The following is a 26,037-nucleotide window of genomic DNA, read 5'->3' as shown; positions in this document are numbered from 1 at the left end:
CGCACGCTGACCGGTCCAGGTCACGGCCTGGGTGTCGGCGTCCACCGAAGCCCCGGCACGCAGTGTGCCCAGCACCGTCACGCGGTTGCCCAGCAGGCTGATGCGGCTGTCGTGCGCCTGGCTGTAGAGCACGGCGTCACTGCCCACCAGCAGGTTTTCGCCCGCGGCCAGGATCAGCTGGACATCCGCGGCCAGCACCACGCCGCCGCTACCGTCCACCGTGCCCAGGCTGATGTTGCCTTCCGCGCTGAACTGCAAACGCTGACCCGGAGCCGATTCGCTCAGGCTCAGCTGCGGCGCCGTGATGTGGCGCCCGGCTTGCACGGTCATGGAACCCGCGAGGTCAAAGTCACCGCCCAGCGTGATGTCACGCGTGGCTTCAATGGTGACTTCCTCGTCGTACGTGGCCGGTGTGGCCAGGCTGCTCTTGAGCCAGCCCTGGATGTTGACGTCCTGACCGCGCAGGGTCATGAAGGCACCGGTTTCGAGCACGCCACCGCGCTCGGCCAGCGTGAGCGTGCCGGCCGTGGAGCGGATGTCCAATCGCCCCAGGTTGGGGTTGCCGGTGCCGATGACGCTGTCAATCACCACGTCGTTCAGGCCGGTCAGCACAATGCGGCCGCCCGCATCGCGGGTGACCATGCGGCTGTCACCCGAGGTCATGAGACTGACCTCGCCGCTGCGCACGCTCGATGCGGTGCCGGCGTTGATGATGATGTCGCGCTGCGCTTCCAGCAGACCCTTGACTTCCAGCGTCTGCTTGGCATTGATGACGATGTCGGCGTACCGACCCAGCGCCACCAGTTCGCCCTGCAACACCGCATGGCCTGCGGGGCTCAGCAGCATGCCGCCGCTGAGGGTTTCCAGGCGGCTGCTGGCGGTCAGGAACACGTCTTGCGCGCCCGAAGCGCGTGGCAGCGTGTTGAATTCAATCGCGCTGTGCGCCCGCACATAGCCCGAGACCGTGACCGATCCGGCTTCCAGCGTCGGATTGCCGATCAGCACCTTGGAGCCGCGTTCGCTGGCGTCGATGGTGGGCAGACGCACGGACGTGGTTGCGCCCGTGGTGGCACCGCTGTCGGCGATTTGCGTCAGGCCCAGGCGTTCGGCGCCGCCGCCGGCCACGCGGGTGAGGTTGAAGCTGTAGCCGCCGGTGATGAACTGCAGACGGCCCTCAAACAGGCGCACGCGAATGTCGTCGGCAGTCACGCCCAGGGCGCTGTTGATGGCGGCCTGCACGTCGGCCACCAGGGCCAGCAGGTCGTTGTTGTCGGCGGTGTCGGCCACCGAGACCGACACCGTGCCGCTCTTGACCACGGTGCCCAGGTCCAGGCTGAGGTCGAACCGCACCGGCGCACTGAGTCTGCCGGAGGCCAGTTCGGCAAAGCCGTCGGCCATGATCTCCTGCTCCCAGGCGGGCAACAAGATGGTCACGTCGCCCGATGCGCTGAGCCTGATTTCGCTGTTTTCACGGAAGGTGCGCAAGCGCGTGTCGCCGCTGAGCACCACGCCGTCGTCCAGCCAAGGCTGCTCGGCGGTGGCGGCCTGGTTGCCCGAGCCCCCGCGCACGTCGATCAGCTTGCCCGCGGTCAGGCCCTTGCCCAGGTTGACCTGGCCGTCGGCGCGCACCGTGATCACGGAGTCGCCGTCTTTGTAGTGAGCAGTGCTGCCCAGGAAGGCGCCCAGGCTGTCGCGGTGGTCCACGATTTCGCCACCGGCCACGATCAAGCCGAACAGGTCGGCATTGCCCACCGCGTCGATTTCAATGCGCCCGTCTTCCTGCGAGGTCAGCAGTCGGCCGGTGCCTGGAAGTTTGACGCCCATGCCGTCCATGCTGATGCCGCCTTCAATGCGGATCAGCTGGCTGGCGCGGAAGGTGCCCCCGCGTTCGGCCAGGCTGCCGTCGCGCGCCGTGGCCATGCCACCCAGGTACACCTGGGCGTTGGAACGCAGGGTGATGCTGGAGTCTTTTTCGACCCAATCCACCGACTCCACCGCACGGCCGTCGACCAGCTGGGACACCACGGCCCCGCCAGAGGTGATTTGTCCCATCACGCTGATGCCGCCCACGGCGTCGATCAGCACAGACGAGCCCACCGTGCCCGACGTGCGGCCCAGCGCATTCAGGCCCCCCGCCGTGCTCACAATGACGCCAAAGTCGGCGTCGTCGGCGCCCGGTGTTTTCGTGGTCTCGACTTGCACATGACCGGTGGCGGTGATGGCGGTGTCGATCAGGATCTGCTGGCCCGCCTTCAGGGTGACGGTGGCGTCGTTCGCGGTCCAGACCAGGCCACTGGTGGTGTTGAAACCACCCGCGGTGACCGCACCGTGAATTTCCATGTCGCGCGAGGCCTGCAACAGCACGTTGGCGCTGGTGGTGCTGCCGCCCTTGGCGTACATGCGCGAAGCCGCGTGCACATACAGGCTGGTGCCTTGCAGCGCAGCCGCGGTGTCGTTGCTGCCCGACAGGTCGGTACCGTCCACCGCCACACCGCCCATCAAGGTGATGCTGCCGGGCACCGTGGCTTCGGCTTCCCAGTAGGTGAAGGTGTCGGACTGCACCAGCAGCGACGAGTTGGCCCCCATCAGGTTGATGGTGCCGCGCATGATGGCGGCGTCCTGCACCTCGATGTTCAGGTCGGTATCGGCCTGCAGGGTGGTCAGCGTGCCGGTGAGCAGGAAGCCGTAGCCGCGCTGCCCCGTCAGCACATGCGGGTCGCGCACTTGCAGCGCGTCCACCTGGCCGTCGTTGTTTTCGTCCAGGGCGTACAGGCTGAAGCTGCGCTCGGGATTGGTGCGGTCGGTGACCATCCAGCGGTTGGTCGGCAGCGGGTCGCTGGTGCCCCAGCTCATGTCGGCGTTGCGGTAGTCGCCGCCCTCGCCTTCCACAAACTGCTGGCGCAGGCTGTCGTAGCCAGCACCGGCTTTGTAGTACACGGTGCCGTTGTAGGCGTCAAAGCCGATGGCGGCCAGCACGCGGGCTTGCTGCTCCGAACTCAGTTCGTCAAAAGCGGTGTCGGCGGCGGGCACTTCAAGGTCGCTCCAGCGCACGTCGTCGTTGGCGTAGTCGGCGTCGTTGCCGGTGCCCTGGGTGAAGCCCAGACGGTAGGTATGGGTGTCGCCATTGAAGAACACCGGGCCGCTCCAGCGGCTGTAGCCGGCATCGGCCAGCAGCACGTCTTGCTGCGCCACCGTCAGGTCGCCGAAGGCCAGGCCATCGGCGGGTTTCGCCACGCTGCCCCAGTTGAGGTCGGTTCGGGTCGAATACGCCGTGTCCGGGTTCGGCAGCTCGGTCACCACCCGCAGGGCCGCTTCGGCGTCCGGGTTGACCAGCACGGCGCGGCTGACGCGGGCGAATCCCAGCTCGGCCAGCACCACGTCTTGTTGCGCAGCACTCAGGCCTTCAAACGCCGTGCCGTCTGCCGGCGCGGCCACGCCGCCCCAGTCGATGGCCGAGAGGTTGTAGTCGGCGGTGCCAAAACCGGTCACCACCTGCAGCTGCGGCGCGGCCTGGGGATTGACCCAGTGGGTGCCGCGGTACAGGTTGTAGCCCAGCGCGGACGCCACCACCTGCTGCTGCGCGGCGGTCAGGCCTTCGAACGCGGTGTTGGCGGCGGGCGCCACCACCGTGCCCCAGTGGATCTGGTCGTTGCGGTAGTCCGTCACCACGCCCTGGGTGAAGCCCTGCACCTGCTTGAGGCCGGGCGCGGCGTTGTAGTTGAAGAAGTTCTTGACCGCCGGCACTTGCACCAGCACGAACTGGTTGGGGTCGGTCACCCCGTCGGGCAGGGTGCGCGCGGTGACGGTGCTGACGTGGTCGATGTAGTGGGTGACGATGGCGCGCTGCGCCGCCGTCAGGCTGGACCAGCCCGCGTCCACATCGGGACGCGGCACGTCGTCGGTCGTGATGTCGGTGCCGTTTTCCCACAGGTCACCGGGCATGGCGTAGTAGTCGAACACGTAGCCCAGGTGCTCGGCCACCACCAGCTGCTGCGCGCCGCTGAGGGCGGTGAACGCCGCCGCGGCGGCCGGCGCGGGCACGCCCGCACCCGCCCAGTCGATCTGGCTGTTGCTGTAGTCGGCCGAAACACCCTGCACCAGGGTGCCGCGCACCGCCAGGCTGCCGTCAGCCAGCGTGCGGGTGAGCACCACACCGTTGTATTGGGTGTAGCCCGCGCTGCTGGCCACCGTGTTGCCGGCCACCAGCTGGGTGGTGAATGCGCCGGTCTGCGGGTTGAAGTAGGCCGTGGGCGCCCCACTGGGTTTGCCTGCGTCGGGACCCGTTGCGATCAGCGGCGGTGTGTAGACGGAATAACCCAGTGTGGTCGCCACCAGGTGTTTTTGAGCGTCGCTGAGGGAGCCAAAGCCCACCTCGTTGATGGAGCGCACCACCAGGTTGGCCAGGGCGGCTTCGCTCAGGCGCAGGGTGGAGCCGGTGATCAGCGACTCCAGCGCCGACAGCGCGGCGCCGTTGCGCGACTCGTCTCCACCCAGGCGGCCCAGGGCCAGGTCGGCCAGGGCCAGTTCAATGGTGGGGCCGTCGGTCAGTTGCGCCCGGCTGCCGGTGGCCACGGTTTCAATGGCCGAGCCCAGCAGGAAGTCGAAGTAGTCGGCACCGTCGTTGGGGCCCGACTCGCCGGCGTCGATGCTCATCGTGCCGGCCGCAGTGACCGAGCCCGACAGGCGCAGTTCCTGCAGCGACTGCAGCGACAGGGTGGCCCCCTCGCCGGTCAGCACCGCGGTGTTGCCTTCAAAGCGTGCGCCGGAAATGACGGCGCTGCCGCTGAGCAGGTGCATGTACCCGTCGGCCCGCAGATCCACCACCGAATGGGCCAGGGCGGCTTGCACCGTGGCACCGCTGCGCAGCGTCAGGCTGCCGCCTGCGTCCACTTCAATCCGGCCGGCCGTGCCGCTGGCGTCCATGCCCGCCGCACTGACCACCGCACCGCTGGTGGCGATGTGCATCACACCGCCGTTGTTCAGCACTTGCATGCTGCCGCTGGTGGAACCGAAGAAGCTGGTCGTTTCGGCGCCCACCTTCACGTACGCGTCGATGCCGGTGCTGGCGGTGACGTTGAGGTCGATCCGCTCCTGCGCAATCAGCCAACCGCTCAGGTCCACCTGCTCGGTGGCGGTCAGGCTCAGGCGCTGTGCGGTCAGGCCCGAATCGGGCGCGCCCAGCGGGGCCTGGAAGTTCAGTGCCCGCACCTGCAGCAAACGGCTTTGTGTGCTGACCGCACCGGCCACCTGCACGTTGCCGGCGATCACGATTTCGTCCGCACTCAGGCGCAACGCATCGGTCAACTTGGTCTGGAAATCAAAGATGCCAACCGTCGCGTCCTTGATGTCGCCCACGATCATGAAGGCCTGGCCACGGTGGTCACCGATCTGCACTTCCTGGAAGCCATCGGCCAGCGCGTCCAGGTCGCCCATGGACAAGGCCATGAAGCCCGTGGCACCCGCCACCGACTGGTCGCGCCCAAACAGCGACTGCGCTGCACCGCCCACGCGGTAGTCCTGGCCGGCGGTTTGTGCCGACAGGACCAGCAAACCGCTGCCCGCCACGCGGTTGCGGCCGGCGACGAAGTTGATGTCGTCCGCGCTGACGCGGATGTCGCCCGCGCCGCTGCTGAGCCAGCCCGAGTTCAGGCTGAGCAGCGACTCTTGCGCCGCCAGCGTCACGCGGATGTCGCCGCGCTGGGTGGACAGGCCACCCCGGCTCCAGCGGTCGGCCACCAGATTCAGGCTGTCGGCTTCGTTGACCACCAGGGTGCTGGTGCTGCCGCTGGTGTCGCGGGCTTCCAGGCTCAAGGCGGCCAGCGTGGTGTTGAAGTCGCCCACAAAGGCGTTGGCGCTGATGCTCAGCAGCGCGTCAGCGGCCACAAAGGTGGCGCCGCGCACGTCGACCGTCCCGCTGGCCAGCAGCGAGAAGTCGGTCGAATCCCAGTTCACGTCGGCCGTGCTGCGCAGCACGGTCTGCGCCGCCGTGTCGGTCATCTCGATGCGATCGAGCTTGCTGTCGAAGCTGATCGTCAGATAACCCGACGGCGCTTCGTGCACCAGCTGCATGGCACCCAGCACCAGCGGGCCGGTGCTGGCCATGGGGGCCACCACCAGGGTGTCGAAACCGCCACCGCCGGTGATGGTGAGGTTGCCGCCACCGTAGTTGGGGTCCAGCCGGATGGTGTCGCCACCAGCGCCGGTGTCGATCTTGGTGTTGCCACCGCGGACGATCACCGTGTCGCTGTTGGGACCCGTGCTGACCGATTCGTTGCCCAGGCCCATGTCCACCGTGATCGCGCCGCCGCCGCCGACAAAGCGGTCGTTTCCGGTGGCGCCGGTGTAACGGCCCACCCAGGCGTTGCCGCTGGCGGGTCGGTCGTCGCCAAAGTAGTACAGGCCCGCTGCGGTGCCGTTGAGGAATTCATCGTTGCCGGCGCCGCCGGAAATGATGCTGCCCGCGACACCGCCCTGGATCAGGAAGCTGTCGTTGCCCGTGCCGCCATCCAGATCGAGTCGGGCGTCCACGCCCTGACCGATGTAGAACGAGTCGTTGCCGGTGCCGCCGTAGCCGCGAATGGTGCGCACACGGCTGCGTTGGTAGCGCTCTTCCACGCCCAGCGATCGCACGATGTATTCGTCCGTGGACGCGTCGAACTCCACCGACACGCCTTCGTTGACGATCTCGTTGTACTCGGACTCGCCATAGCGGCCCGCTGCGTCGCCCATGTTGAGCACGAGCGTGTCGCCGTCGAGGTGGCTGATCTTCGGTGGATCGGTCCACGACCAGAGGTAGCTGCCCGACACCGAAATGCCCATCACCGTGACGCGGGCGGCCAGGTAGGCGCTGGCGGCGGTGATGTCGATTTCGCCGCGGAAGCCGGCGATGGTGAAGTCGATGGTGAACAGGCCCAGGTCGAGTTCAAAGTCCAGAGAACCCCACACCGCCGCCGCAAAACGCGGCTGGCTGCTCAAGATCAGGCTGGCACCCGCGTTCAGGTGCAACGGCCCCATGTAAATATCGATCTCGATCTTGCCGCGGAACTCGAAGTTGCCCTCCGAGTCGATGTAGCCCGACATCTGCACCGTGGTGACGTTGAAGAAGTTCAGCGAGCCCGTGAACTCCAGCTTGAAGACGTCGTCGACGACGCTCATGCGGCCCGAGAAATCGACGTCGAACAGGAACAGGTCGATCTTGCCCACCAGTTCGAGGTCGAACAAGGTCCCGCCCTCGATCACATCCCCTTGCAAGGTGGTGTAGTCCAGATCGCTGGTGTTGATGCGCAGCGTGGCGCCCGCCTGAATTTTCAGGATGGCGATGTTCATTTCCGTCTGGAAATTCATGTACAGCGCAAAGAACGGCTGGTCGTTGGCGTCCACACCAATGGCCGCTGCGCCTTCCACTTCAATGGAGCCGAAGGCCCCCAGGTCCAGCACCACGGCCATGGCCACCTGCACACCGGAGCCGTCGATCAGGAAATCGACCGCACCGCGCATCTCGATCGGGCCGACTGAGACCAGTGCCCGACCCGAAATCTTGAGCGACTCGGGTGTGAGGTCGACCATGATGGGGTTGCCATCGGCGTCGTACACATTGCCCAGCGCATCGCGTCCTCGCGCCTGCTGGGTCTGGTTGGTGGTGTTGATCTGCAGCAGGAAACGCCCGCCAATGCTGAAGGCACTGCCGCCGTCCAGAATGATGGAGTCCTGCCCGGTTCCGCCGATTTCCAGGCTGCCATAGAAGCCGGCGCCGGCACCGCCCGCGACAAAACCCAGCGTGCCGGTGGCGTTCAAACGGGCCAGAGGCTCGATGGCCAGCTCGGCGCTGACGCCCAGTTCCAGGCGGAACTGATCGTTGGCGTACGACGCGATCATCGCGAAGTCGCCTTCGAGCGTGAGCGCGTTGAGCAGCGTCAGGTCACCGCGACCGGTCAACGCGACATACGGGCCCACCCAGTCGGGTTTGCCGGGAGGCGCGGCGCTGACGGTGAAGCTGGTGAACCCGGTGCGGTCCTGCAGCTGTTCAGGGACTTCGTAGACGATGTCGCGACCGAAGGAGTTCAGGCTCAGCTGGAACGCCACATCGAGGTTGGCCACAGGGCCCAGGTCGAGGCTGCTGGCCAGGTCCAGGCGCATGGCCACGCCGCCGCTGTTGATGACGAGCAAGCCCGTGGCATCGCTCTGGAGGTTGAAACCGTCCGGTCCCACCTGCATGGTCACGTCGGCGAAGGCGGTCAGGCCGTCTTCTTCGCTGAAACGGAAGTCCAACGCCCCGTCGAGCTTGACCAGACCGAACATGTCGATCTCCAGCTCACCGAAGATGCGCAGGAAGTTGGACTTGAAGTCCAGCACGATGGGCTCGAACGGGTTGCCGGTTTCAATGGCGTAACCCGGCAGCGTCATCGCGACATCCAGCGCGCCGTTGCCACGGTCTTCACCCGCATCCAGGCGGCCGTTGCCGTTGAGGTCTTCACCCGCATCGAGCATGCCGTTGCCACGGTCTTCGCCCAGATCCAGCGTGTTGTTGCCGTTGGCGTCTTCCGACGGCCGCAACCAGGTGCTCTCGCTGAAGTCGATGGTCGTGAAACCGAACGAGGGCTGCACATTGGCGTTGTAGCTCACCGCCCCCGTGACGGGGTCCTGCGTGATGTCACCAATGGCCAGGCTGGCGCGCACACCGGTGTTGATTTCCAGCGCGATGTCGCGCGCCGCCATCGTCACGCCCGTCACACCGTTGAGCTTGATGGTGTTGACGGTCGCCCGGCCGGCCAGGTAGACCCCGATGCTGATCCGCTCCAGCGAGAAATAGGTCTCGGCGGCCACCAGCAGGCCCAGATCGAGGTCTTCCACCACCAGGCCGACGGCGGCCTGGTTGGTCTCATCGGCCTCGTCAATGCGGTCGTCGCCGTTGCTGTCGTAGAAGTAGCCGCGCAACTGACCGTCAACCTCGGTCGGCACGCCCAGGAAAGCATTGGCGTCGTTGATGCCGATCGCCATGGTGGTGACGACGGTCTCGTCACCGTTGGACAGCGTCACCCGCTCGCCGGAGCGTTTGGTGAAGGCCATCGAACCCGACATCTGCAACACGCCGCCCAGGTTCATTTCGGCGTAACCCACCTTGGCCTGGATGATCTCCTGGTCAAAGTCGATGAACACCATGTTGTTGCCGCCCGCGGGCAAGGCAAAACCGGCTGTGTCGATCTTTCCGTTCTGGTTGCGGTCTTCGCTGAGATCCAGCACACCGTCGCCATCCGCGTCTTCGCCTTCGTCCAGGCGCAGGTTGGCATTGAGGTCTTCACCGAGGTCCAGCACACCGTTGCCGTCGGCGTCTTCGGTGTAGTTTTTGAAAGCCTCACTCTCCTTGTAGTTGATGGTGGGCGGACCAAACACCTGCAAGGCGGCCGACATCACGGGCGAGTTGACGACGAAGGTGTTGATGTTCAACTCGATGTCGAACACCTCGGCCGACAGCACGTTGTCATCAATGCCCACCAGCCCGGCCCGTTCGATCGATGCTTTGGCCGACACCCAGAATGGCGACAGCGGCTCCAGCGCCGGAATCATGGCCAGCTGCATGGGCTTCATGATGGCGAAGCCGAAGTCGACGTTGTGGACTTCCAGACCCACCGCACTGGCGTTGACGTAGTCCAGGATGCCGTCCTGGTCCAGATCCGGTCCGTAGCGGTAGGGTCCGCCAATGCCGACGAAACCTTCCAGGTTGGCGCCGCCCAGGGTCATGGCCTGGACGTTGAGGTTGATGTTGTTGAAGTCGATGCCCGAGACGTCGCCCAGGTCACTGAGGACCGGTTCGAGGCCGCCCGCATCGATCTTGACGTTGTAGATCTCGCCTTTGCGGAACGCCAGCGAACCGCGCAGGTGCACGAAGTCGGCCAGGGAAATTTCTGCCAGGCCGATGTCCAGCCCCATCAAGGGCTTGCCATCAAAGTCCAGCGCCACCGGGTCGCGCCCGGTGCCCACCACATGCCCCGCGGTTTCGGTGATCTGACCGGTGACCGGGTCGATCTTCACCGACCGCATGTCCGAATAGATGGGCAAGGCGCGCACGAACTGAACCGGCACCCCCAGCACGTTGATCTCGGGGCCCCAGAAGCCGCCGTCGTTGAATTCCAGCGTGATGTCCCGGCCCAGGATCTTGAGGAAGTCGCCGAAACCGTAGGCGCCCAGCTCGTCGGCCGTGGCTTTGATCGATGTGATGGGCTTCTCACTGCCCTTGAACAAGGTCCCCAGCACACCCGGCAGCGTGGGCTTGTACACGCCAATGGCCAGATCCAGGTCCTGCATGCCAAAGCCGATCAGGCCCTGGTCGGCCAGCGGCCGGCTGAAGTCGGGGTCGCCAGCGCCCACGAAGAGGTTGACGTTGCTGGCACCAAACGACACGCCCTGGTAGAGCACATTCTTCAGGACGGAGAAGTCGGACGAGAAGCCCAGGAAGCTCTGCACCGCATCCAGATCGCTGAGGTCGAGCGCGACCCCACCGGTCCCCACTTTGACCAGCTCGTTGACGGCCAGATCCATCAGGCTGTCGACCGCACCGCCGAGCATGGGGTCGATGCCGGTGAAGGCATTGGCTGTGAAGCTGTCGCCCAGCGTGAGTTTGAAGTCGCCCTGGAAGTGAACGAAGTCACCGACGTTGATCTGCAGGTCGGGGATTTCAATCGAGCCGGTGATGCCCGTGACGCTGATGGTCAGGTTGATGTTCTTGAGCGTGTCCACCACGCCCTTGAGCCAGTCGGGTGCGCTGTCCGGGATGCCGAAGTCAAAGTCCAGCAGGCCGCTGAGGTTGATCTCGGGAATCAGGTCGCCGGTGTCGGGCAGTTCAAAGGTGAAATCAAAGGCGGGTGCGTTGATCTCGAACAGGCCGAACAAGCCCAGGTTGGCCTGGAAGCCGATGCGGATTTCGTACGCATCGAGCGATCCCATGTTGATGCTGGCGGTGCTGCCAATGGGAATGTCCAGTCCCTCCAAGCCTCCGTCCTGCACGCTGGAGAAATCCACAAAGGTGGCGGGGACGGGGTAGCCCTGCGCCATGGCCATGTTCAGACCAAACTTCACATCCTGGGCGTTCAAGGTCACCCACGGGTCGGTGCCCACCAGGCCGGCGTAGTCGGCCTCGGCGGTGACGCCGATGAACGTGACGTTCTGCAGCGTCTGACCCATCAGGCTCGGGTTGGCGATCACCAGACCGAAGTCCAGGTCGGCGATGGCAAAGCCGATGGCGTCCGGATTGGGCGTTTCGTCGTCCAGTTCGTGGTCGCCGTTGGTGTCGGTGAGGTAAGGACCGTTGATGCCGGCGAACGCCGACAGGTTGCGCCCGCCAATGACCAGGGCGTCAATGCCGACACCCGGCACGCGCAAGCCCGCCAGGTACACGTCGGCTTCTTCGATGATGCGCTTCTGGAACGTGATGCCGCCTTCCACGGCGAGCACGTTCATGATGTTCAGGCGCGCATACCCGATGGACGCCGACAGCACGCTTTCGTGCATGTCCAGCATGATCGGCTGGCTGTCGTCGCCGGTGGCAATCGCCATGCCCGTGCTGGTGCCCCCTTCGGTGAAGTCGGCGATCACGCCCGCCCGGCTGCTCTGGTTGACGCTGACCGCGATGTCTTCCAGCGAAAACTCGACGTGCTCTTCAACGCCGACAAAAGCGATTTGCTGACCTGAGGCCTTGAGCGCGGTGAACTTGGTGCCCTTGGGCACCAGGAACGACAAGGGGTCGTTCAGGTTCGGCGACTGGGTCGTCAGAATCGTCATGCCGAAGTCGAGGTCGTTGACCACCAGGCCAATCGCTTCGCCGTTGACCTCGTCGGCCGCGTAGGTCACCCCGTCGATGGTGATCTCGTGGTCGGTCACCTGCCCGTCACCATTGGTGTCCTGCAGGTAAGGGCCGCCCACGCCGATGAAGGCCTGGACGTTGTTGGCCCCAAATTCAATGGAGTTGGCGCGCACGTCTTGCACCGTGCCCAGCAAACCGGCCTTGACGTCGATTTCCTTGGTGCCACCGCGGCGGAAAGCGAAATCGCCCTGCAGGTACACAAACTCCGACACCATCAAGGTGGCGTTGCTGACTTGCGCCTCGATCATGGCGCCGTCAGAGAAGTCCAGGAAGATGGGCGTTGCCCCGGTGGGCACGGCCAGGCCCTGCGGGCCAAAGCTGCTCACAAAGTCCACCGACGGGATGATGTCGGGCGTGTTGACCCAGCCCGAGCTCCAGTTCAGGCGGACATCGATGTCGCGGCCTTCGAGCTGGAAGATATCGCCGCCACCCAGCACGCCGAAGTAGTCGGCCGAGGCACTGAGCGCCGTGAATTTGGGCACCTTTTTCACCATGCTGCCGGTGGGCGTCATGATGGCCAGGGCCACATCCACGTTTTCAATGGCGATGCCAAAGGTGTCCGATTGCTCGTCCACCGGCAGGTCGGAGTCAAAGTCGGGGATGCCGTAACCGATGAAGACGTTGGCATTGGCGATGCCCAGCGTCATGGTTTCGACTTCGAGGTTGGACAGGGTGGTCCAGTCGCTCGAGAGCTCAATGCCAGAAGTGAGGCTGGACGCTTGCAGCGACGCCGCGGTGGAGGCAAAGGCCACGTCACCAAAGCGCGCGCCCGTGTCCACCGTGATGCGTTGGCGCAGGCCCTGTTCGAAGGCGAACGCGCCCTGCACGTAAACGAACTCACTGATCCGAATGGTCGCGTCTTCAACGTACACGCCCATCAGCGAGCTGTTGAATGCGATCGCGATGGGCAACCCGCCCGTGGACACCGACAAACCGTCCACGCCATAGGTGGACTGGAAGTCGACAAACGGCTTGATCTGGGTGTTGGCCCACGCACCGCCCTGGTTGGCGGCGATGCGAACGCCATTGGCTTCGAGCGTCAGGAAATCCAGCCCGACAAAGCCGACCTGGTCCACCGTGGCGGACAGTGCCCACAGATCCGGCACGTCGCCCAGGCGGTCGGAATACAGGACCAGACCCAGGTTCAGGTTGTCCACCACGAAACCGGTGGCATCGGCAGAGGGCTCGTCGGCCGCGGTGATCTGGTCGTCGCCGTTGCTGTCCACAAAATACGGACCTGCGCCCACAAACAGCATCGCGTCTGAGAAGCCCACCACCGTGGCCTGCATCGGCATGTTTTCAATGCGCGAGTAGTCCAGCGGGTTGATCAACCCGCGCTGCACCAGGCGTTGCAGTTCGGGCGGCGGGGCAACCGGTCGGGCACTCAAACCGGTGTTGATGTCGACCGCCGTTCCGGAGGAACGCTCGATGGACACACCAGCTTGCAGAAAGAAGAAATCGCCAAGGGCGATGCGGGCCCGGCTGATCTCGACACCGAAGAAGGAACTGTTGTAGTTCAGGAAAACCGGATCGGCACCGGTGGCCACGCGCAGGCCTTGTTCGCCAAAGCTCGAGCGCAGGTCGGCGTAAGGCGCAACCTTCACGCCCGCCCATTCGTCGCCGCTGTTGAGCTTGAGCGTGATGTCGTCCACGGCCAGCTGCATGAACCCCCAGTCGAGGTTCAAAGCCACGGGCCAGAAGGCCTGCATGGAGTACATGCGCGGAATGACAGCGCGGGGATCGACCGCTTTGGTCGCCTGGAAGGTGGCGAACGCGACGTCGATGTCTTGCAGGTGGATCAACGGATCGTCGTAGTCCCCGACCTTGATGGACACGTTGGACGCACCAAACAAGATGGCATCGACCGGCAGATTTTCCAGGCGGCTGTTGTCGGCCGACAGGTAGCCCTGGCGCTTGAACTCGCTCAGGCTCGTGTTCAGCCCGACCGCGCTGCCGGTCAGGCGACTGGGCAACTGGGTGTTGATGTCCAGTGCCATGCCGCTGCTCTTCTCGAAAGCGAAATCGCCTTCGATATAGAAGAAGCCACCGATGCCCAGCAAGGCATCGTTGAGTGTCACCCCGATCAGAGGCCGGTCGTAATCGAAAACGAAGTCCGCACCGCCCACGCTGAGCGCCAACGCACCACCGTCGTAGCTGCTGGTGAAATCGATGAACGGACGAGCGCCGGTCACGCCGCGCCAGTTCCCGCCCTGGTTGAGCGTGACCTGCAGGCTTTGCAGCTGGAACTGGAACAGCGTCCAGTCGATTTCCAGCGCGGCGTCCCAGTTCACCTGCAGCGCATACAGGTTGGGCACCACATTGTCGGGATCGGCCAGCAGCGTCGGATTCATGAACACCAGACCGAGGTCGATGTTGTCCAGCGTGATGCCCCAACGGTCGTCGTTCAGACTTTCACCGGCGTCGAACAGCCCATTGCCGTCGGCGTCGATGAAGTAAGGCCCCAGGCCCACAAAAATGTCCACATCGGTGGCCGCCAGGAAGGTGGAGGCCGCCTCCAGACCCTCGATGCGGCCATAGTCGTCGGCGACACCATTGATCTTGTCCAGGCTGCGCTTGAGCGCTGCGTTGTTGCTGACCTGGCTGGAGCTCAGCCCCGTGCCGATATCGATCAGGGCCGATGCGGCTTGCTCGAAATAGAAACCGCCGCTGATGTAGACGTAATCCGAGATGGCCAGGGTGGCGCGATCGATCCGCACCCCCAGAACCTCACCGCGTGTCGCATCCGTGCTCACCTGCACGGTTTGTCCCGCGCCCGCCGCCACGGCGGTGTTGTTCAGCGCCATCACCCCGAGGGTGCTGCCGGTCACGCTGTTCATCTCCAGCGAAATGCCCTGCGCCGCCAAGGTGAAACCATCGATGCCCAGGAAAGCCACGCCGTCGGCGGTGGCCGACAGGGCCATCCAGGACGCACCGACAGCATCAGGGCTGTCGAACAGCACCAGACCCAGATCGACCCCGGTCAACTCCAGGCCCAATCGGTCCTCGCTGTCGCCATCGATGCCCGCAAAGGCACGACCGTCCGTGACGCCAATGGACAGCATGCGGCCGTCCACGGTGCTGCCATCGGCCATGGTGACGCTGGCATCCGCCTGCGTGATGCCGAAATCGCCCGAGATCTGCAGGAAGCCAAAAACGTCGATGACCAACCCGCCCGTCAGCTGCGTGAACTCGCCGTCGGCGCCGTCCATCTCCAGCACCAGGCTGGATTCGGGTCCGGTGAGGATCTCCAGTTCGGTGTTGCGCGCATCGGCCGCATCCGCGCTGTCTGCTGTCAGGCTGTAGTCCACCACCGAGCCGTCCGCCGCCTGGCGGTTGACTTGCAGGGCCAGTGTGTTGACTTCGATCGTCAGGCCGTCGACGCCGTCGAAGCTGGCGCTGTCGATGGTCGCTTGCGCGCTGGTCCAGCTGCGCGGCGTGACCGCCGGCTGGCCCGCCGCCGGTGCCGGCACCTGTTCGGTCATGAGCGCCAGACCCAGGCCCATGCCAGAGAGGTTCAGGCCCACGTCGCCCGCGCCCACGAAGGCGCTCAGGTTGCTGCCGCCAATGAGCAGCATGTCCACGTCCACCAGGGTTTCGTTCTCTGGCGTGAGCGGGTCGTCTTCCACCCCGGCCAGGCTCACCTGGCCTTGTTTGCTCTCGATGCCGAAGTCGCCTTCGACCGCCACGAAACCAAACAGGTCCAGCGCCAGGCTGCCGGTCAGGCGCGTGAGCTGTCCGTCAGCGCCGTCCATCTCCAGCACCAGGCTGGATTCGGGTCCGGTGAGGATCTCCAGCTCGGTGTTGCGCGCATCGGCCGCATCCGCGCTGTCTGCTGTCAGGCCGTAGTCCACCACCGAGCCGTCCGCCGCCTGGCGGTTGACTTGCAGGGCCAGCGTGTTGACTTCGATCGTCAGGCCTTCGACCCCTTCGAAGCTGGCGCTGTCGATGGTCGCTTGCGCGCTGGTCCAGCTGCGCGCGGTCTGGGCCGGCTGGCCCGCCGCCGGTGCCGGCACCTGTTCGGTCATGAGCGCCAGACCCAGGCCCATGCCAGAGAGGTTCAGGCCCACGTCGCCCGCGCCCACGAAGGCGCTCAGGTTGCTGCCGCCAATGAGCAGCATGTCCACGTCCACCAGGGTTTCGTTCTCTGGCGTGAGCGGGTCGTCTTCCACCCCGGCCAGGCTCACCTGGCCTTGTTTGCTCTCGATGCCGAAGTCGCCTTCGACCGCCACGAAACCAAACAGGTCCAGCGCCAGGCTGCCGGTCAGGCGCGTGAGCTGTCCATCGGCGCCGTCCATGCCCAGTTCAACCGTCGTGTCGCTGCTGCCCGATCCAGCGGGAATGGACAAGGCTTGGGTGGCAAAGTCCACCAAGACGCCGTCGGCCGCCGCACGGTTGATCTCCAGGTTCAGGTTGGTGCCGCTCAGGCCCAGCCCTTCCACCCCGACCACCGAGACACTGTCGGCGCCGGCCTGCGCCGCGGTCCACTGGCGCGCCTGGGTGCCCGCAGGCTCCAGGCCCGTCAGGCGTTCGGTCATGACGGCGTAGCCGAAATTCACACCGCTCAGCGCCAGGCCGGTGGCGCCATCGGCCAGTTCGTCGCTGTCGTTGTAGGCACCGCCCGTGCCGACGAAGGCCCGCAGGTTGCTGCCCCCGAAGGTCAGCGCATCCACGGTGAGCTGGCTGGCGGGACGGGTCACAAGGCCTTCGCTGTCGCGCTGCTCGTCGGCCAGGGTCACCTGCTGCTGGCTGAGCTTGATGGCCAGTTCGCCTTTGACCAGGGCGAAACCGTACAGGTCAACTTCCAGGTTGCCTCGGGCTTCGGTCACTTCACCTTCCGCGCCGTCCAGGCTGAGGGTGAAGCCATCAGCGCCGTCAGCCACCGTCAGTTCGGTCGCACCGTCGCTGTAGTCCACCACCAGGGTGCGCTGCGGTTGGGCTGGGGTGACGTTGGTGTGCCCCAGTTCGATCGTGGACAGCGCCACGTCGAAACTGGGTGCGGATTCTTCAATCACCAGGGCAGCGACATCCGCGCCTGCAAGGCTGCCGCCAAAGGCCACCTGCCATTCGCGACCGTTGTAGAACTGCAGTTCGGCGCTGGCGCCGGCCATGCCTTGCAGGGCCTGATCGAGGCTGGCCTGCACGTCGGCCTGCGACATGCTGGTGTTCAATTCACCGGTGGTGACGGTCTGACCCGCGTGGGTCAACGACACGGTGTAGGTCACGTCGCTGTAGGGCGAGTCGAGCTGCACGCGTTGCACCTCGCCGCTGGCCGCACGGCCTTGAGCGATGTTGCTGGGCTTGACGAAGGCCAGGCTCAGGTTGCGATCCGTGTCGGTGCTGCTGCCGAAATGGCTGCGCAGGTCGGCCACGTCGGTCAAGGCCAGATCACCCACCATGGTCAGCAAGAAGGCGGCGCTGTTGTCGGCACTTTGGCTGGTGTCCTGGGTCACCTGCACGTTGCCGGCCCCCAGCAGCGCGTCCACGGCGGCCTGCACATTCGCCAGCAGCACAGCGGCTTGCTGGTCGTACGCAATCGCCGGGCTGTACACCCGCTCGCCGTCGCGCAGCAACGACAGCTGGAAATTGCCCTCGGGCAAGGTGCTGTCGGTCGCCAGGCTCTGCACCTGCAGGGCCTTGACGGCCTGGCCCGCCAGATCACCGGCAAAGCTGATGCGGTAAGCGTCGGTGCCGTCGGCCGTGACGTTGATGGTGCCCAGATCGCCCAGGCGGCTGTTGTCGCCGGCCACCGCTGCACGCAGCGCGGCTTGAACGTCGGCCGCCGAAGCCCCCAGGGCCAGGGTGGCGGTCTGGTAGGTCTGCCCCCCGTGCTCCAGGCTCAGGGCCCATGTGCCGGTGGTGTCCCCATCGCGGTCAACGGCCAGGCGCTGCACGGCGGCCACGGCGGCAGCGCCGTTGGCCAACAGGCGCGGATCCAGGTCGGTGCTGACCACGCCCACGCCACGGTCGGCGATGTCGGTGGCCGCCAGTGCGCCGACGAAGCTCACCAGATAGCGCTCGGCGCCCACCGCGCCACTGTCGAGCTGCACGGCAATATTGCTGACATCGGTGTTCAGCAATTCGGCGTAGGCCGAGCGGATGTTGCTGAGGTTCTGTGCGGTGTTGCCCACCACAAAGGTGCGCGTCACGCCGCTTGCCAGGCTGCTGCTGCCGTCGGCCTGCAAGGCCACGGGCTGCAGATTCTGGCCGGCCAGCGAGCCGCCCACCGACAGGTAGAAGGTGTCGGCATCGGTCGCCCCGTCGGCCCCCTTGACCACCTCAAACCGGGCCCCGGCGATGACGCCAAAAGCGCTTTGCACCGCCGCCTGGATGGTGGATGCCTGGGCATCCCCGGCGATCAGCCCGGTCTGGTAGGTGGTGCCTGCGTGTGTCAGGCTCAAGCGGTAGCCATGGGTCAGGGCGTCGTCGCCCAACACCACCCACTGCTCTTGCTGCTGGGTGGCAATGCCCGCGTCCACGCTGCGCAGTTCGGCGCTGGCGTTCACCAGGGTTGAGCCGCCCAGGCTGATCTGCGGCTGCGGACTGTTGGCCAGGTTGCGGGTGAAGCTGATGTCCAGCCCCGTTTGCTGGCCACTGGACTGCGCTGCGTTGAAGCTGACCTTGACGTTGCCAGAGCCGATGTTGCCCAGGCTGGCCAACGCGGTCTGCACCCGCTTGGCCAACACCTCGCCGTCGCTGCTGTACGTGATGTTGTTGGTGGTCAGGCCACCAAAACTGAGCTTGAACTGGCCGCTGGCCGCTTGCGCCTGCGGGTTCAGGTTGACCGACAGCTCGGCCAGGTCTTGTGCGGCCAGGCCGTCGGTGAAGGTGATGGTGTAGCTGCCCGCCGTGCTGCTGGTGACGGCCACCGTGCGGTCGCCGCCCATCGCGGCGTTCAAGGCGTAGCGCACCGTGGCGGCATTGGCGCCAAATTCGATGCCGGTGGTGGTGTAGGTCTGGCCACCATGGTTCAAGCTCAAAGTGAAGCTGCCCGCACCCACGCGCTCAATGCGGACCTGCTGCACCTCGTTTTGACCACCCGATCCCTGCCGGGTGTTGACGTTCTTGAAGCTGCCCGCTTCGCTCTGCATGCCGATGGCTTTGACGTTCACGCCCGCCAGCGCGCCGACAAATTCCACCAGGTAGCGGTTGCCGGTGCCGGTGTAGCTGGTGTCGCGCACCACCTGAATGTCGTTGACGCCGACGGTCCGGCCGTCCAACCCGTTGAGCAGCGCGGCATAGGCGGCTTTGAGGTTGGTGATGGTCTCGGCCGGGTCTTCGGCGTTGTTGAACTTGGGCACCACCGGCAAGACCGGCTGGTCTTGAAAGTACAGCTTGAAGCCCTGCGAGCCGAACTGCTTGGTGAAGGTGACGCTGTAGGCTTCGTTTTGGCCAGCGGCGCTGCCGTTCTGCACGGTGCTCACCTGGGCACTGGCGGTGCTGTTGGTGGCTTGCGTGTCGGCCAGCACCGTCAGGCGCTGCACCGCGCTCTGGCCGGCGATCGCTTGTTCCGTGACGGCAACGCTGCCGTCGGTGACGAAGTAGACGTTGTAGGTGCCCCCGACGGTGGGCGTGTTGAAGCTCAGCGCCAGGGATTCGTTGACCCCCGCCTGACCGGCCACCACGGTGGTCACGGTGGCGCTGGCGGGTGTGGGCGTGGCACGCAGCGCTTCGATGTTGAGGCGCTTGATCTCGTCCTGCCCTGCGTCGGCCGGGGTGCTTTCGTCCACCGTGACGGTGACGGCCGCCGCGGCCGACTGCACGGTGATGCCGCTGACCGCGGTGCCCGCCAGGGTGCCGATGAATTCGATCTCAAACCCATCGTCGCGGTTGCCGGTCACGCGCACGTTGCCCGCGCCCACGCTGGCCAGGCTGCCCATGGCCGCCGTCAGGGCCAGCAGCAGCTCCGCATTGGTCAGGTCCGCGCTCACCGCCACTTCGGCGGTGTCGCTGCCGTCACCAAACACCAGGGTTCCCAGGAAGCCCAGGGGGATGGACAAGCCCAGGCGGGTGTTGGTCTGTTCGGTCTGCTCGGCTTCCGCGGCCAGGGTGATGCCGCGGTTGACGTTGACCAGCAGGTCCTGCACGCGCAGCGTCAGCCCATCAATGCCTTGCACGGCCGCGCTGGCGGCGGTGGCTTGCAGGGTGACAAAGTTGCGCTCGGGATGGTCGGGGTCGCTGATCAGGGCCAGACCAAAGTTGACATCGCCCAGGCTCAAGCCAACGGGGGTATCGCCACCCGCGCCGATGCCGGCAAACGCCTGCACTTCGCTGGCACCGATGGTGACCAGCTGCGCCGATTCGATCTCGCTGCCATCCGACAGCGTGACCGACTGGCTGCGCTGCTCCAGCGCGAATCCGCCTTCAACGCTGAAGAAGCCGAACAGATCCAGCTCCAGCTGAGTCGAGGCCTTGATGACCTCGCCCTCGGCACCCGACAAGTCCAGGCGCAGGCTGGTTTCGCGGCTGGTGGCGATCAGCAGGTCGGTCTTGCCGACGCGGTAGTCCACCACGGCATCGCCCACACGGGAGGCCTGGTTGATGGCCAGCGCGATGTCGGTGCCGCGGGCGGTCATGCCCTCGATACCTTCAAACGCCAGGCTGCTGGCCGTGGCTTGCAGCGTGGTCCAGCTGCGCGACGGGTCGGCTTGGCTGGCCAGCAGGGCCAGGCCAAATTCGGCGCCGCTCAGGCTCAGGCCCACCGCGTCATCGGTGCCGCCGTTGACGCCCACAAAGGCGTCGATGTTGCTGCCGCCGACCAGCAGGGCATCGGCCATGACGGTGCTGTTGTCCGAGAGCACCAGGCTGCGGCTGGCGCTTTCGAAGCTGAAGAAACCGCTCAGGCTGGCAAAGCCGAACACGCCCATGTCCACCTGACCGGAGGCGCGCACCAGCTCGCCCAGGGCGCCATCGCTGTCCAGCGATACGCTGGCACCCGCCGCCCCGGCGGCCACGGCCAGCTGCTGGCCAGAAAAGTCCACCACGCTGTCGGGCGCTGCGCCCACACCCGCCTGGCCCTGGTTGATCTCGATCTGCAGGTCGGTGCCACTGGCGGTGATGCCGTCGATACCGACAAAGGCAATCTGCTCGGCCTGGGCCTTCAAGCTGGAGAACTGGCGGGCGTTGGCGCCAGCCGCCACCTGCTCGTCACTCAGCTGTTCGGTCATCAGGGCCAGGCCCAGGTCCACGCCTTGCAGCGCCAGACCGATGCGGTCAGCCGACCCACCGTTGATGCCCACGAAGGCATCGACAGCCGTGGCGCCAATGGTCAGCAGGTCCACCGACAGTTCGGTGGGTGCTTGAGCCAGGGCCGGGTCTTCAGATACGACGCCGTCGTTCAACACCACGTGCGCGGTGCGCCGTTCGATGGCAAAGCCGCCAGAGGCCTGGAGGAAACCAAAGGCGTCCAGGCTGAGCTGGCCAGTGGCGCGCAGCAGTTCGCCATCGATCCCGTCCAGGCTCAAATCGAGCGCGCTGTCCGGGCCGGTGGGCACGCTGACGACGGTCTTGCGCACGCTGTCGGGGTCATTGGCATCGGTCAGGGCGTAGTCCACCACCGGGCCACCGACCACAGAGCTGCGGTTGATGGCCAGGGCCAGATCGCTGCCTTGCAGCGTCAAGCCCTCGACACCCACCAGTGCGGCGCTGTCCGCGGCGGCTTGCAGCGTGGTCCAGCTGCGGGCGGGGTTGCTGCTGTCGCTCATCAGCGCCAGCGCAAAGTCCACCGAGCCCAGTTGCAGGCCCAGGGCGTCACTTTCGCCGCCGTTCAATCCGGCAAAGGCGTTCAGGCCGGTGCCCCCCACCACGAGCAAGCCCACGTCGGCATCGGTGCCGTCGGACAGGCGCACGGTGCGGCTCGCATCGGCCATTTCAAAGGCCAGTTCACCTTCGAGCTGCACAAAACCAAACAGGTCGATCGCGACAAAACCCGCCGCTTGCAGCAGCCCACCCTGGGCGCCGTCCAGGCTCAGGGCGAGTGTGCTGGCCGGACCGGTGCTCACCACGAGATCCGTGGCACCGTCGCTGTAGTCGACCACCGTGCCGTCCGCCGCGGTGCGGTTGATGGCCAGTTCCAGGTTGTGCACCGACAGACGCAGTCCGTCCATGCCCACAAATGCCGCCTCGCCCACCTCGGCTTGCAGGCTGGTCCAGCGGCGCGCGGTGGCGCCGTCGGTGATTTGCTGGGGCGTCAGACGTTCAGACTGAAGCGCCAGGGCGAAGTCCACGCCGTCCAGCACCAGGCCCGTGGCGTTGGCCTGACCGCCGCCCACGCCCGCAAAGGCGCTCAGGCCATTGCCACCCACCAGCAGCTGCGACACCGCCACAGCGGTCTGCGATTCGTCGGTGTCTGCTGTGCCGGGCAGGTCGGCCAGCGTCACGCTGCCGTCGCGCCGCTCGATGGCGAAAGCGCCCGAGACCTGCAGGAACCCGAAGGCGTCCAGTGCCAGTTCACCGCTGGCGCGGGTCAGTTCGCCTTGGGCGGCGTCCAGCGTCAAGGTGGTGCTGCCGACCTCGCCCGCGCTGGCGGTGGTGACCGCCAGCGACTGGGCCGCGTAGTCCACCAGGCTGCCGTCGGCGGCGGCGCGGTTGATGTCCAGCGCCAGGTTGCGCCCGGCCAGTTCCAGGCCCTCGACGCCGACCAACGCGGCTTGCCCTGCGCTGGCCTGCAGGCTGGTCCACTGGCGTGCTGTGCCGCTGTCCACCTGCTCGTTGGCTAACACCAGGGCCAGATCCAAACCGGTCAGCGACAGACCCACCGCCGCCGCTGTGCCGCCGTTGACGCCCGCAAAGCCGTTCAGGTCTTGCGCGCCCAGGGTGAGCAGATCCACCGCCACCTGCTGGCCATCGTCCAGGCGCAATTCGGCCTGGCGCTTTTCCAGCGCCAGGCTGCCGGCAAATTGCACAAAGCCGAAGGCATCGATTTCGAAGTCACCGCTGGCGCGCAGCGATTCACCGTCCGCACCATCGATGGACAGGGTTTGCGCGTCGGCCCCCACGCCCACCGTGATCGGTGTGAGCAGGGTGTTGAGCACGGCGTCCTGTGGCTCCTGCGCCTGGTTGATGACCAGGTTGACGTTGGCGGCGCTGAGCGTCAGGCCATCCACGCCGTTGAAGTCGGCCGTGGCCACGCTGGCTTGCAAGGCCGTCCAGCGGCGCTGGGTGTTGTCTTTGTCGCTGACCAACGCCAGCGCGAAATCCACACCGCTCAGGCTCAGACCCTGCGCGCTGGCGGTGCCCGCCCCCACACCGGCAAAGGCGCTGGCGTCGGTAGCGCCCAGCGTCAGCACGGCGGCCTGCACCAGCGAGCCATCGGCCAGCTGCAGTTCCTGGTCGGCACGCTCGAACGAGAAGGTGCCCTGCGTGGTGAAGAAGCCGAACAGGTCGATGGCCAGCTCACCGCTGGCGCGCAACAGCGTGCCCTGGGCCCCGTCCATGTCCAGCGCCTGGCTGCTGCTGGCACCGGTGGGCACGCTCAGGCTGGTTGCGCCAGCGCCGTAGTCCACCACGGCGTCGTTCGCATGGGCCGCGGTGTTCAGGTCCACGCGGAGTGCGCTGCCGCTGAGGGTGACGCCGTCGATGCCGGTCATGGCCACGCTGTCGGCGCTGGCCTGCAGGCTGGTCCAGCGGCGGCTGCTGTCGCCCTGGGCGCCCATCAGCGCCAGGCCGAACGACACACCGCTCAACTGCAAGCCCAGGCCGCCCGCCACGCCGACCTGGGCGCTCAGGTTGTGTCCGCCCAGGGTGAACAGGTCCACCAACAAACCGTCCGCGGCCTCGTCGACCGCGGTGCCCTGGGTGTCCGCCGCCAGCTGGACGGTGGTGGTGGACGCCAGCAAGGCCAAGTCGCCGCTGACGCTGAAGAAGTCGCTCACCACCAGGTTGGCATCGCTCAGCGCCACGGCCTGTCGGCCCGCTTCCAGCGCGGCAAAGGTGTGGGCCATGCCGGCCACCACGATGGAACGGCCGGTGGCGTCCGCCGCCGTGGTGTTCCACTGCACGCTGACCGCCGAGGCGGACAGCTGCACGGCGTCGCCCAGGGCCAGGTCGGCAGCGCCGCTGGCCTGCAGCACGATGCCGCCGGCGCTCACGTCGTCACTGATGACCAGGGCCACCTGTGCGTCGGACACGCCGGCGCGCATGTCGCCCGCGCGCACCGAAGCACTCGCCGCATGGGCCCACACCTGCAATTCGCCGGTGGCGGCATCGCGTTCAAATGCGAAGTCGCCGGCCAAGGCCAGGGCGTCGCCCAAACGGGCTTGCAGACCGGTGATGTTGAGCACGGGGTCGCCCAACGCGCTCATGGCCGACAAGGTGTGGGCATAGGCGCCCGCCTGCAGCACTTGCTCTGCCTGCGCCACGCCCGTGGTGTTCAGCCGCAACAGGGCGTTGCTGGCGCTGACCGAAGCGAAGCCACCACCGTTCAGATACAGGGCGCCGCTGGCTTCCAGCAAGAAGCTGTCATCCGCGTTGAGCACCAGGCCGAAACTGCCGTTGTTCACACCGGCGCTGACACCCCCGGCACTGAAGCGGGCCTCGATGCCTTCACCCGCCACCACCAGGCGCTGGGCCGTCGAGGCAAATCCCATCGTGCCCGACAAGGACACCAGGCCGCCCACTTCCAGCGCAGCGGTGCCCGAGAGGGCGGCATGCTGGTCGGCGTCGCTGTCGTCGAAAACGACACTGCGGGTGCCCACGTTGACCGTGCGCGCAGCGGCGGACAGGTCGAGCATGGCCGTATTGGATGCCCCCAGGGCCAGTGCAAAGTCCAGCGACAAGTCGGTGGCGGTGAGCGACACATCGGCGCCACCCAACAAGGAAAGCCCCCCCACCTGACCTTCGGCCCAGATCCAGCCGAGGTCGCGCAAGGGGTCGTCGCTGCGCATGAACAGCACCGCCACATCGGCGTCGGTGGCCGCGATGCCCAAAGCGCTGGGGTCATCCGCGTCCAGCCCCAGGTAGCCGCTGGCGTTCTCAAAACCCATGCTGAACACATCGACGTACTCACCGTCGATCAGCACGTGGTCGGTAAAGCCAATGGTGGTGGTGCCGCTCAGGCCCAGGCCCTGGCCGAGTGCAAGATCACCGTTGAAGCTGAAACTCGTGTTGTTCTGGAAATAGCCGTAGTTCAGCCACAGACCGACACGGTCTTCCAACGCAGCGTCGTCTGCCACGACGCTGGACGACACCGCACCCAGGAGGTAGCTGAGGCTTTCGTCCAGCACATGGGCTTTGAGGTTGATCGCATGGGCTTCCAGCTGCACCTCAAAGAACACACCCGCACCGGCGTCGATCAGGCCCAGGCCTTCGTCGAATGCACCGCTGTAGCTGCCGAAATTCAAGACATTGAAGATTTGCCCATCCTTCGGGCGAAAGCTTCCAATCAAATCAACCTGCAGGGTTCCGTCCAGCGAGGCCAGGTTGGTGACATTGATCTGGTCGTAAAAACCGCTGCCCGTGCCAGCCGTTTCACCCCCAATTTCAACCAGCGTGGTGGCGCTGTCGGTGAGCGTCAGGTTGTCAACGTTTTGCACACCCGGCGAATAACCGGGACTGAGCAGACCTTCCACCGTGAGGGTGCCGCCAAAGCTGCCGCTGCCCTTGAGCACGGCGTCAGACGACAGCCACAGGTCGCCCGAACCGTTCAAGCTGCCCAGCTGGGCCAGGTCGTATGTGCCCGATTGCAACCAATTGGCGGTTGCGCGGGTCTCCAGAAGCGGATCAACCGGCTGGGTCGCGGGCAGCGACAACGCCCAAGACTGGAGGTTGGCGTCCTGTTGCTCATCAGCGGCTGCGATGGGCTCGCCAAAGGTTCGAACCGAAGCGTCTTCAACGCCGCTTTCGAGTTGCAAGCCGGTGATCGCGGTGCCGGAATAAATGGACGCATCTGTGGCGTTGAACACGGTGACCTGGGTCGCCGTGGGCTGCTCCTGAAGGGTCAAAGCAGACGCGCTGCCCTCACCCGGAGCCATCGACACCAGCCCATTGAGCACCGGCGATGCGAGCACGCCCACCGACTGGCCATAGGACTGCTGGAATGAACCCTGCAAAACGTCGGCAGACGAAAACGCGCTGGTCCCGGTGGCCGACTGCGCCGCCTCGTTCAGCCGGTCCTGCATGGCCCGGTCTTCGGGCAGGAAAAATGTTTTCAGCGGCGCCAGCAGCGGGTCTGCCGACAGCAGCAC

General features: G+C 65.9%; 1 protein-coding gene (cut by a window edge). It reads right to left on the bottom strand.

Annotation, left to right across the window (positions count from 1 at the left end; all coding sequences use genetic code 11):
- Positions 1-26,037, bottom strand: part of the annotated coding region (locus tag RMP09_RS09760) for a hypothetical protein (protein ID WP_310565787.1) (this coding region is incomplete at its 3' end). The annotated region extends 16,777 nt beyond the left edge of the window; 26,037 of its 42,814 annotated nt are in view.

Source organism: Hydrogenophaga sp. (assembly GCF_031426985.1).
In the GTDB taxonomy this organism is placed as follows: domain Bacteria; phylum Pseudomonadota; class Gammaproteobacteria; order Burkholderiales; family Burkholderiaceae_C; genus Hydrogenophaga.
The sequence above is the reverse complement of the archived record's forward strand: the minus strand, read 5'-3'. Positions and strand labels throughout refer to the sequence as shown.